The organism is Actibacterium sp., assembly GCF_041584535.1.
Classification (GTDB): Bacteria; Pseudomonadota; Alphaproteobacteria; order Rhodobacterales; family Rhodobacteraceae; genus Actibacterium_D.
The window spans coordinates 1-9,920 of sequence record NZ_JBFHDW010000077.1; the positions used below are offsets into that span (position 1 = coordinate 1).

Sequence of the window (9,920 nt, forward strand, 5' to 3'; positions counted from 1 at the left end):
TCTTACGGGTCGAACCTGAAAACCGCCGAACAGGTGATCCGCGATTGCATCGCCGCCGATGCCCGCGCGAAATCCGACCCTGAACCGTTTGTGAAAGTGTCGAACCTTGGCGACAGCTCGGTGGATTTCACCGTGCGCATCTGGTGCGCGTCATCGGATTACTGGAACCTGAAATTCGACCTGACCCGCGCCGTGAAAGAGGGCTTTGACGCCGCCGGGGTCGACATTCCCTTTCCGACGCAAACCGTGGTTCACACCAACGGCTAAGCGGGTGCCGGGCCACACAGGCGGCCCGGCCCTTGTCTTACATCGCGGCCAGAAGGTTCTCGCCGGTCGAGATGTCGCACACCCCCGGCTGATCGACCTGAGCGACGGTAATCACCCCGTCCTCCAGCACCAGCGCATAGCGGTTCGAGCGTCCGATCAGCCCCAGATGCGGCGCGGTGAAATCCACGCCCAGCGTCTTGGTAAAGCTGCCATCGGCATCGCCAAGGAAGGTGATCCCTGCCTCGGACGCGCCAGTGGATTTACCCCAAGCGGCCAGCGCAAACGGGTCGTTGACCGAAACGCAGATCACCTCGTCCACGCCCTTGGCCTTTAGCTGATCCATCACCCGCATAAAGCTGGGCACGTGGATGGTCGAGCACGGGCCGGTATACGCCCCCGGCAGGGCGAACAGCACAACCTTGCGCCCCGCCAGCTTGTCGGACAGCGAAACCGTTTCCGGCCCGTCTGCCCCCATCGTCACCATGCTTGCCTCGGGCAAGCGTTCTCCGACGGCTAGTGTCATCATGATTCCTTTCGCGCTGATTGCGTTATCCCAGATGCAGCATATAGGGTGCGCAGCAACACCGACCAGACGGAATAAGGCATTGGCATGAGCAATATCGTGGTTATCGGGGCCGGACAGGCCGGGTGCTCGTTGGTGGCGCGGCTGAGGGCGCTGGGACATGACGGCGGGATCACTCTGATCGGCGCCGAGCCGGTTCCCCCCTATCAGCGGCCACCGCTGTCCAAGAAATACCTGCTGGGCGAAATGGCGGTCGAGCGCCTGTATCTGCGGGCCGAAAGCTATTACCCCGAGGCCGATATTCGCCTGATCACCGATCAGGCCGTCACCGCCATCGACCGCGCCGCCCGCACCATCACTGTCGGCGATCAGGTTCTGCCCTATGACCAATTGGCTCTGACCACCGGATCGGTCGCCCGCCGCCTGCCCAGCCGCATCGGCGGCGATCTGGGCGGGGTTTATGTGGTGCGCACGCTGGCCGATGTCGATGCCATGGCGCCTGAATTCCGCACCGGGGCGCGGGTGTTGATCGTCGGGGGCGGCTATATCGGGCTTGAGGCCGCCGCCGTCGCCGCCAAGCTGGGCCTTCAGGTCACGCTGGTCGAGATGGCCGACCGTATCCTGCAACGCGTCGCCGCCCCCGAAACCAGCGCCTATTTCCGCGACCTGCACCGGTCGCACGGTGTCGATCTGCGTGAAGGTGTCGGGCTTGACCGGCTGGACGGCACCGACCGCGTCACCGGCGCGGTTCTGTCGGATGGCAGCACGCTGGAACTGGATTTCGTCATCGTCGGCGTCGGCATCGCCCCGGCCAGCGCATTGGCCGAACAGGCCGGTCTTTTGATCGACAATGGCATCGCGGTCGATGCGCGCGGACAGACATCGGACCCCGCAATCTGGGCGGCGGGCGATTGCGCCTCGTTCCCGTATAGCGGCGCGCGCATTCGTCTGGAAAGCGTGCAGAACGCCATCGATCAGGCCGAATGCGTGGCCGAGAACATGCTGGGGCCTGCGCGCGACTATGACCCGCATCCGTGGTTCTGGTCCGATCAATATGACGTCAAACTTCAGATCGCCGGGCTGAACACCGGCTATGACCGCGTGGTCATCCGGCCCGGCGACAAAGAGGGCGCGATCAGCCATTGGTATTTCGCCGGTCAGACCCTGTTGGCCGTCGATGCCATGAACGATCCGCGCGCCTATATGGTCGGCAAGCGGATGCTGGAAAACGGCGTGAACGCCACCCCCGACCAGATCGCCGATCCGGCGACCAACCTGATGGCGTTGATGAAGCAATGAGAATTATCGCGGGACAGTTCAAAGGCATGGCGCTGGCCTCGGTCGGCAAGGGCGATCCGGGCGCGCATCTGCGCCCGACCACCGACCGGGTGCGCGAAAGCCTGTTTAACCTGCTGCTGAATGGCGGCTATGGCGATCCGGTCAGCGGGGCGCGGGTGCTGGATCTGTTCGCGGGCACCGGGGCGCTGGGGCTGGAGGCATTGTCGCGCGGCGCGGCGCATGTGACCTTTGTCGATGACGGCGCTAAATCGCGCGCCCTGATCCGCGAGAATGTCGAGAAATGCCGCGCCATGGGCGTCACCAAACTGTATCGCCGCGACGCAACCCGGCTGGGCCCGAACCGGGGTGCCGGGTTCGACCTGATCTTTCTGGACCCGCCCTATGGCATGGGTTTGGGCGCACAGGCGCTTGCCTCGGCGGTCGAGGGCGGCTGGATCGCCCCCGGCGCCTTGATCGTGTGGGAGGAAAACTGCCCGCAAACCGCGCCTGACGGGTTTCAGATGCTGGACCAGCGCAAATATGGCGACACCCATATCACCATTCTGGAAGCCGCCGCCGCATGACCCCGCAAGCGGTAATCTTTGATTGCGATGGCGTTCTGGTCGATAGCGAAGCGATCTCTTTTGAGGTGGTGCGCGACGACCTTGCCGCGCATGGGCTGGCGCTGAGTTATGACGAATTCGGCGCGCTGTTCCATGGCGGCACGATGCCCAGCGCTGGCGAAGCCCTGCGTGCGATGGGTGCGCCGATCCCCGACGACTGGGCCGAGCGCACCTATGAAAAGGTCTATGCCCGGCTTGAACTGGGGGTCGAGAAAGTGGCCGGGATCGACCCTCTGCTTGATGCGCTTGAGGCCCGGAATATCCCGATGGCGGTGGGGTCGAACGGCGCGATCCGGAAGATGCAGATCACTTTGGGGCAGACCGGGCTGTGGCAGCGGTTCGAAGGGCGGATTTTCTCGGCCAAGGTGCTGGGCGTGGCCAAACCCGCGCCGGACCTGTTCCTGCATGCCGCCGCACAAATCGGGGTCGCGCCATCCGATTGCGTCGTGGTAGAGGACAGCCCGTCAGGCTGTATCGCCGCACGCCGCGCCGGGATGCGATGTTACGGCTTTGCCGAACGCACCGCACCCGCCCGCCTGTCGGCGGAAGGCGCTATTCCGGTGGCCTCGATGGTCGAGCTGATGGAACAGCTGGGGCTTTAGTCGATCCAGGTCGGGTGAAAGCGGTCCGCCGGGGACAGGGTGAAAATCTCGACCCCGTTGGCGGTCACGCCGACCGAATGTTCGAACTGCGCGCTCAGCGATTTGTCGCGGGTCACGGCGGTCCAGTCATCGGCCAGAACCTTGGTTTCCGGGCGGCCCAGATTGACCATCGGTTCGATGGTGAAGAACATGCCTTCTTCCAGAACCGGGCCACTGCCGGCGCGACCGTAATGCAGCACATTCGGCGGCGCGTGGAACACCCGGCCCAGACCGTGGCCGCAGAAATCGCGCACCACGCTCATGCGGTGGGCTTCGACATAGGTTTGGATCGCGTTGCCGATATCGCCAAAGGTATTTCCGGGCTTGACCGCCTCGATCCCTTTGAACAGCGCGTCATGGGTGACTTGAATCAAACGCTCGGCCTTGCGGCTGAGGGCGCCGGCCACATACATGCGGCTGGTATCGCCGAACCAACCGTCCAGAATGACCGTCACGTCGATATTCAGGATGTCGCCGTCTTTCAGCTTTTTGTCGCCGGGAATGCCGTGGCACACCACATGGTTCACGCTGATGCAGCTGGCGTGCTGATAGCCCTTATAGCCGATCGTCGCCGATTTCGACCCAGAAGCATTGACCTTTTCGGTGATGATCCGGTCCAGCTCGGCCGTGGTTTGGCCGGGGAACACATGCTCGGCCATTTCGTCAAGGATCCGGGCCGCAACCTGTCCGGCGGCCTGCATGCCCGCGAAATCCGCGTCTTGATAAATTCTGATGCCGTCCTTGGTCAGGCGGCCGCGCGTGCCATCTTCCAATGCGCTCTCCATCTGGTTTGAGGGTTAGATAATGCGCTTTGCCGGGCTTGACCAGAGTTAGCGGCCCATCTGTGGCGAAGGATCTACCGGCAAGGCCCGGCCCAGCGCAACGCCTTCGGGCGAAATCCGGGTGCCATAGGCCAGCACCTGAACCCCGCCAGCGCGCGCCGCATCAAAGGCGCGGGCATAGGCCGGGTCGATGTCGCCCGCCACCCGAACCCGGGCGCAATCGGTGCGCTGCACCAGAAACAACAGCACCGCGCGGTGGCCCTGCGCCGCCATCGCGGTCAGTTCAGCCAGATGCCTGGTCCCGCGCGCGGTGACGCTATCGGGGAATTCGGCCCAGTCGCCGCCACGGTTCAGGGTCACGCTTTTGACCTCGACATAAGCGTCGGCTAGGCTGGGCTGAGTCAGCAGGAAATCGACCCGGCTGTTGGTGCCGTATTTGACCTCGGGGCGCACGGTGCCATAGGCGGCCAGCTCATCCACCTCGCCCGCCTGCAACGCCGCCCGCAGCGCCCGGTTCGGCACCGAGGTATCGACGCCGGTGAAATGGCCGTTCTCGTGATCGACCAGCCGCCAGCCGAATTTCAGCTTTTTCTTCGGGTCGTCATTGGGTTCCAGCCAGATCCGCATTCCCGGCTCGGCCAGCCCCAGCATCGAGCCGGGATTGGCGCAATGGGCGGTCACCTGACGACCGTCGTCCAGAACCGCATCGGCCAGAAAGCGTTTATAGCGGCGGATCAACCGACCCGGCACAAGAGGGGTTTGAAAGCGCATAAGCGCCACCTATACCGTGACATAAGCCACCACAAGGAGCGCACCATGCCCAACCCTACTGCCGCCATGCTTGTGATCGGGGACGAGATCCTGTCGGGCCGCACCCGCGACGCCAATATGTATTATCTGGCCGGAGAGCTGGGCAAACGCGGCATCACCCTGAAAGAAGTGCGGGTCGTATCCGACGACCGCACCGCGATCATCGAGGCGGTGAACGCCCTGCGCGCCACCTATGACACCGTCATTACCTCGGGCGGGATCGGTCCCACCCATGATGACATCACCGCCGAGGCCATCGCCGCCGCCTTTGGCGTGCCGATCGGCATCCGCGACGATGCCCGCGCCCTGCTGGCGGCGCATTACGCCCGCACCGGCACCGAATTCAACGACGCCCGCCAGCGCATGGCCCGCATTCCCGACGGCGCAACCCTGATCGACAACCCGATCTCGGTCGCGCCGGGGTTTACGCTGGAAAACGTGCATGTGATGGCCGGGGTGCCGAATATCTTTCAGGCCATGGTCGCGTCGGTGATACCGACCCTGACCGGCGGTCAACCGTTGCTCAGCCAAACCCTGCGGATCAATCGCGGCGAGGGCGAGATCGCCGGCCCCCTGACCGCGCTGGCCGAGGATTACCCTGATCTGTCGATTGGCTCATACCCGTTTATCCGCGATGGGGCCTATGGCTCGAATATCGTCATCCGTGGCGTCGATGCCGGTCAGATCGACGCGGCGATCACCCGGCTGGCGGCGCATTTCCCCGGAGATACCGCATGACCCTGACCGATGCCCTGATCGCCACATGGCCGCGCGACCCTGAAACCGGGCTGATCTGTGCCGGGACCGAACTGGCCACCTTCGCGCCCAAGGATGACGCCACGCTGGCGGTGCTTGAACAGCAAATGCGCGATCACGGTCAGGCGCCGCGGTTCCTGATCGGCCCCGAGGATGCCCAGCTTGACCAACGCCTTGCCGCGGCGGGGTATCTCAGCGCCGATCCCGCGACCCTGTTCGCCGCCCCGGCCAACGCCATCGCGACCGAGCGTCCTCCGGCCATCTCTGCCTTTGACGTCTGGGCACCGCTGCGCATCATTGACGAATTGTGGGCCGACGAAGGTCTTGACCCGCGCCAGCGCGCCGGGATGGACCACCTGCCCGCCCCGAAGACCGCCGTTCTGGGCCGCGTCAACGACCGCGTCGCCGGGGCCGCCTTTGCCATCATCCACGGCAACACCGCCATCATTCAGGCCTTTGGCGTCGTTCCGTCGCAGCGTCGGCAGCGCACGGCCATCAACATGATGCGGCACGCGGCCTTTTGGGCCCTAGATCATGGCGCCGATACCGTTGCTGCGCTGGTTCCGGCCCACACCCCCGAGGCGCAATCGCTCTGTGCTTCCCTTGGAATGCGGGATGTGGGACACTATCATTATAGAATATGTATGCCGAACGAGGCCCAAGCAGTTGACTGATAAAAACACCCCGATCATGGCGCTGGACCTGCCGATGGTTCAGCCGCTTCCTGAAGCGACGCAAAAATATTTTGACGTGTGCAACGACAAACTTGGCATGGTGCCGAATGTTCTGGCGGCGCACGCGTTCGACATCGACAAGCTGAACGCCTTTACCGCGCTCTATAACGATCTGATGCTGGGCAACAGCAACCTCAGCAAGCTTGAGCGCGAGATGATCGCCGTTGTCGTGTCGTCGATCAACCGCTGCTGGTATTGTCAGGTCGCCCATGGCGCCGCAGTTCGGCAATTGTCGGGCGATCCCAAGCTGGGCGAAGCGATGGTGATGAATTACCGTGTGGCCGATCTGGACCCGCGCCAGCGCGCGATGCTGGACTTTGCCGCCAAGCTGACCAAAGCCAGCGCCGAAGTCGAAGAATCCGACCGCCAGACCCTGCGCGATGTCGGTTTTACCGACCGCGACATCTGGGACATCGCCAACGTCACCGGCTTTTTCAACATGTCCAACCGCGTTGCTTCGGCCGTCAACATGCAGCCGAACGACGAGTATCACAGCGCCTTTCGATGAAACCGCTGGGGCTGATAGCTCTGGTCGGGTCGCTGGCGTTTGCCGGCGGGGCGGTTCGGGCCGATCTGCTGGACCTGCCGCCGCACGCCACCCGCACCGCCGAAGTGTCCGAGCCCCTGTCCAGCTATCGCCTGCCGATCGGGCCGTGGGACGGCAGCCAGATTCAGACGATATGGGCCGAAGGCGAGATTCTGCGCGAGGCGTGGAATTTTCAGGCCGAAGGCCTGACCACGCTGCAATTGCTGGCACCGCTGCGCGATCAGCTGGCCGCGCAAGGCTTTGACATCCTGTTCGAATGCGAGGCCGCAACCTGTGGCGGCTTTGATTTCCGCTATGCGACCGAAATCCTGCCCGAACCAGAAATGCATGTCGATCTTGGCGACTATCGCTTTGTCTCGGCCCAACGCATGGGCGCCGACGCCCCTGAGTATGTCAGCCTGATGGTCAGCCGCTCGTCGATCCGGGGCTTTGTGCAACTGACCCGCGTCGGCCCGGCGCTGGCGGTGGACGCAGCACAGTTTACCGCTTCGACCAAAAACCCGGACCCGGCCAAGGAACCCCCGGCGGTGGCGTCAATCGGTGGGTTGCTTGAGGATCGCGGCCGCGCGGTTCTGACCGATCTGAGCTTTGAAATCGGCTCGGCACAGTTGCGCGATCAGGAATTCGCCTCGCTTCAGGCCTTGGCCGATTACCTGCTGCAACATCCCGACCGGGGCGTGACGCTGGTGGGCCACACCGATGCCGAAGGCACGCTTGAGGCCAATATCGCCCTGTCGCAAAAACGCGCCGAGGCCGTGCGCGCCCAGTTGATCGAGGCCTTTCAGGTGCCCGCCGAACAGGTTCAGGCCCAGGGCGTTGGCTATCTGGCGCCGATGGCCAGCAATCTGACCGATGACGGCCGCACCAAAAACAGAAGGGTCGAAGTGATTCTCACCTCGACCCAGTAATTCTGATAAACATATACAATCGTTAAAACATTTCGGCCTCTTTGTTGGCGAAACTGGCCACAAGGAAATCGATAAATGCCCGGACCTTGGGTTGCGTGAACCGCCCCGGCGGATAGACCGCGTAGATGCCCAGTGTCTCGACCGGCAGATCGGGAATGGCATCTTCGACCAGCCCCTGCTGCAACGCATCGCGGAACAGATACGAGGGCAGATAGGCGATCCCCAGCCCGGAAATCGCCGCGTTCAACAGCGACTGACCGTCATTCACCGTTAGCCAGCCCGCCGTGCGCACCTGCCGTTTTTCGCCCGAAGGCGCGGTGATTTTCCAGACGTTGCCGCTGGCTTGGTTGGAATAATGCAAAAGCTTATGATCGTTCAGATCGTCGATCTTTTGCGGGCGGCCGTATTTCTGGAAATAGGACGGCGACCCGATCATGCGCTTGGTGGTGTCGGTCAGTTTGCGGGCGCGCAGGGTACTGTCCTCCAACTCACCCACGCGGATCGCCATGTCGAACCCTTCCGAGATCAGCTCGACATAGCGGTTGTTCAGAACCATGTTCACGGTGATGTCGGGATATTCCTGCAAGAACGCGCCCAAAACCGGGGACAGATGATTCACCCCGAAATCGGTCGCCACGGAAATCCGCAGCAATCCCGAGGGCGCAGATTGCATCGAAGTCACCAGCGCATCCGCCTCGCCCGCGTCATTCAGCACCCGCCGGGCACGGTCGTAATAGGCAAGACCGATTTCCGTAGGGCTGACCCGGCGCGTCGTCCGGTTCAGCAGGCGTGCGCCAAGCCGGGCCTCAAGCGATGAGACATGTTTGGACACGGCGGATTTCGAGATGCCCATCTTTTTCGCGGCATCCGTAAACCCCCCTTGATCCACAACAGTGGCAAACGCTTCCATCTCGGTCAGTCGATCCATTTCCAACCCTTTGCACAGTCGTCTTGCATTCCACCCTGTTATCAGGGGCAATTCGGGCAAGATTTAGGTATCGGGCCGACAATACTGGGGTATTGCATCGGATCGTTGAGATTCCGGAAACGCGGATTTGGCCGGTTTGGCCTTGTTTTTCAGGTCAAATACCGGCTGCCAGACGAGTGCCTTGGTTAATGGCGCGTTTGGCGTCCAATTCCGCCGCGACATCGGCGCCGCCGATGACATGCGGGGTTTTCCCAAGGGCGATCAGGGCGTCGGCAAGGCTGCGTTCGGGCAGTTGACCGGCGCACAGCACGATGGTGTCAGCGGCGATCAGCGTCGGATTTTCGCGCGCCTCGCCGGTGCTGACCTCGATGCCTTCGGGGGTGATCCGCTCGTAATTGACGCCGCCTTTCATGGTGACGCCCTTCATCTGCAGGGTCGCGCGGTGAATCCAGCCGGTGGTCTTACCCAGCCGCTTGCCCGGGCGTTCGTTCTTGCGTTGCAGCAGGGTGATCTGCCGCGCCGGGGCTTCGGGTTGCGGCCCTTCGGGCGCAAGGCCGCCGCGATCGGTCTCGGGGTCGCTGACGCCCCATTCGCGCAGCCACTCGGGCAGGTTCAGCGTCGGGCTTTCCCCGGCCTCGGACAGGTATTCAGCCACGTCAAAGCCGATGCCACCCGCGCCGATGATCACCACCCGCGCGCCGACCTGCGCCTTGCCGCGCAGCACGTCGATATAGGACAAAACATTCGGCCCATCCTGACCCGGAATGCCCGGATCGCGCGGGCTGACGCCGGTGGCGATAATCACCTCGTCAAACCCGGCCAGGTCGTCGGCCCCGACCGCGCGGCCAAGGGCAAGGGTGACACCGCTGATCTCAAGCATGGTGGCGAACCACGCCACCAGCCCATTGAATTCCTCTTTGCCGGGGATCACCCGCGCCATGTTCAACTGGCCACCGATCCGGGTGTCGCGGTCGAACAGCGTTACCTTATGCCCGCGCTGCGCGGCGGTGATCGCCGTCGACAGGCCCGCCGGGCCTGCGCCGACAACGGCGATGGTTTTGACCTGCGCGGCCGGGGTGATCTGCAATTCGGTTTCATAACAGGCGCGCGGGTTGACCAGACA

At 63.3% G+C, this 9,920-nt stretch carries 12 protein-coding genes and 1 pseudogene; 8 read left to right on the top strand and 5 right to left on the bottom strand.

Going from position 1 to position 9,920, the window contains the following annotated elements:
* Nucleotides 1-267: pseudogene (locus ABYW26_RS05640) on the top strand (mechanosensitive ion channel family protein); the annotation flags it as partial.
* Nucleotides 268-304: 37 nt separating this feature from the next.
* Here the strand turns inward: ABYW26_RS05640 and ABYW26_RS05645 are convergent.
* The gene (locus tag ABYW26_RS05645) at nucleotides 305-790 is read right to left on the bottom strand and encodes a peroxiredoxin (RefSeq protein ID WP_372603811.1); all 486 of its coding nucleotides are present in this window, start codon (nucleotides 788-790) and stop codon (nucleotides 305-307) included.
* Nucleotides 791-877: 87 nt separating this feature from the next.
* On the opposite strand from ABYW26_RS05645, the gene ABYW26_RS05650 reads away from it, so the two are divergent.
* Genes ABYW26_RS05650 through ABYW26_RS05660 form a run of 3 tightly spaced genes read left to right on the top strand, consistent with a single transcriptional unit; the run spans nucleotide 878 to nucleotide 3,293 of the window.
* Nucleotides 878-2,089 (top strand): NAD(P)/FAD-dependent oxidoreductase, encoded by a 1,212-nt coding sequence (locus ABYW26_RS05650; protein ID WP_372603812.1) that lies wholly within the window; start codon nucleotides 878-880, stop codon nucleotides 2,087-2,089.
* Nucleotides 2,086-2,652: a 16S rRNA (guanine(966)-N(2))-methyltransferase RsmD gene (rsmD, locus tag ABYW26_RS05655; protein WP_372603813.1), complete on the top strand. Its 567-nt coding sequence runs from the start codon at nucleotides 2,086-2,088 to the stop codon at nucleotides 2,650-2,652. Before ABYW26_RS05650 ends, rsmD begins: the two co-directional genes overlap by 4 nt.
* Entirely contained in the window at nucleotides 2,649-3,293 is a 645-nt protein-coding gene (locus ABYW26_RS05660; RefSeq protein ID WP_372603814.1) for an HAD family hydrolase, read from the top strand. Before rsmD ends, ABYW26_RS05660 begins: the two co-directional genes overlap by 4 nt.
* Here ABYW26_RS05660 and map read toward each other — a convergent pair.
* Both map and sfsA read right to left on the bottom strand, forming a co-directional pair.
* Nucleotides 3,290-4,105 carry a type I methionyl aminopeptidase gene (gene map, locus ABYW26_RS05665; protein ID WP_372603815.1) on the bottom strand — a complete coding sequence of 272 codons (816 nt, stop codon included), beginning with the start codon at nucleotides 4,103-4,105 and terminating at the stop codon, nucleotides 3,290-3,292. The genes ABYW26_RS05660 and map overlap by 4 nt on opposite strands.
* Nucleotides 4,106-4,162: 57 nt before the next feature.
* Nucleotides 4,163-4,885: a DNA/RNA nuclease SfsA gene (sfsA, locus tag ABYW26_RS05670; RefSeq protein WP_372603816.1), complete on the bottom strand. Its 723-nt coding sequence runs from the start codon at nucleotides 4,883-4,885 to the stop codon at nucleotides 4,163-4,165.
* A 45-nt stretch (nucleotides 4,886-4,930) separates the two neighbouring features.
* Between sfsA and ABYW26_RS05675 the strand changes: the two genes are divergently transcribed.
* The 4 genes from ABYW26_RS05675 to ABYW26_RS05690 are packed head-to-tail and all read left to right on the top strand — an operon-like array spanning nucleotide 4,931 to nucleotide 7,869.
* A complete protein-coding gene (locus ABYW26_RS05675) occupies nucleotides 4,931-5,662 on the top strand; it encodes a competence/damage-inducible protein A (RefSeq protein ID WP_372603817.1) in 732 nt (243 codons plus the stop codon).
* Nucleotides 5,659-6,354: a GNAT family N-acetyltransferase gene (locus ABYW26_RS05680; RefSeq protein WP_372603818.1), complete on the top strand. Its 696-nt coding sequence runs from the start codon at nucleotides 5,659-5,661 to the stop codon at nucleotides 6,352-6,354. The genes ABYW26_RS05675 and ABYW26_RS05680 overlap by 4 nt, the downstream gene beginning before the upstream one ends.
* A gap of 16 nt (nucleotides 6,355-6,370) precedes the next feature.
* The gene (locus ABYW26_RS05685) at nucleotides 6,371-6,922 is read left to right on the top strand and encodes a peroxidase-related enzyme (protein ID WP_372603822.1); all 552 of its coding nucleotides are present in this window, start codon (nucleotides 6,371-6,373) and stop codon (nucleotides 6,920-6,922) included.
* On the top strand, nucleotides 6,919-7,869 hold the full coding sequence (locus ABYW26_RS05690; protein ID WP_372603819.1) for an OmpA family protein: 951 nt from the start codon (nucleotides 6,919-6,921) through the stop codon (nucleotides 7,867-7,869). The genes ABYW26_RS05685 and ABYW26_RS05690 overlap by 4 nt, the downstream gene beginning before the upstream one ends.
* Nucleotides 7,870-7,891: 22 nt before the next feature.
* Here the strand turns inward: ABYW26_RS05690 and ABYW26_RS05695 are convergent, their stop codons facing one another.
* On the bottom strand, nucleotides 7,892-8,797 hold the full coding sequence (locus ABYW26_RS05695) for a LysR family transcriptional regulator (RefSeq protein WP_372603820.1): 906 nt from the start codon (nucleotides 8,795-8,797) through the stop codon (nucleotides 7,892-7,894).
* 154 nt (nucleotides 8,798-8,951) lie between these two features.
* Nucleotides 8,952-9,920: FAD-dependent oxidoreductase (locus tag ABYW26_RS05700; RefSeq protein WP_372603821.1), on the bottom strand; the 969-nt coding region annotated here is incomplete at its 5' end.

What these genes read in the sequence shown, in the direction of transcription:
- ABYW26_RS05645 (WP_372603811.1), bottom strand. Translation starts at nt 790, where the DNA reads ATGACACTAGCCGTCGGAGAACGCTTGCCCGAGGCAAGCATGGTGACG.
- ABYW26_RS05650 (WP_372603812.1), top strand. Translation starts at nt 878, where the DNA reads ATGAGCAATATCGTGGTTATCGGGGCCGGACAGGCCGGGTGCTCGTTG.
- rsmD (WP_372603813.1), top strand. Translation starts at nt 2,086, where the DNA reads ATGAGAATTATCGCGGGACAGTTCAAAGGCATGGCGCTGGCCTCGGTC.
- ABYW26_RS05660 (WP_372603814.1), top strand. Translation starts at nt 2,649, where the DNA reads ATGACCCCGCAAGCGGTAATCTTTGATTGCGATGGCGTTCTGGTCGAT.
- sfsA (WP_372603816.1), bottom strand. Translation starts at nt 4,885, where the DNA reads ATGCGCTTTCAAACCCCTCTTGTGCCGGGTCGGTTGATCCGCCGCTAT.
- ABYW26_RS05675 (WP_372603817.1), top strand. Translation starts at nt 4,931, where the DNA reads ATGCCCAACCCTACTGCCGCCATGCTTGTGATCGGGGACGAGATCCTG.
- ABYW26_RS05680 (WP_372603818.1), top strand. Translation starts at nt 5,659, where the DNA reads ATGACCCTGACCGATGCCCTGATCGCCACATGGCCGCGCGACCCTGAA.
- ABYW26_RS05685 (WP_372603822.1), top strand. Translation starts at nt 6,371, where the DNA reads ATGGCGCTGGACCTGCCGATGGTTCAGCCGCTTCCTGAAGCGACGCAA.
- ABYW26_RS05690 (WP_372603819.1), top strand. Translation starts at nt 6,919, where the DNA reads ATGAAACCGCTGGGGCTGATAGCTCTGGTCGGGTCGCTGGCGTTTGCC.
- ABYW26_RS05695 (WP_372603820.1), bottom strand. Translation starts at nt 8,797, where the DNA reads ATGGATCGACTGACCGAGATGGAAGCGTTTGCCACTGTTGTGGATCAA.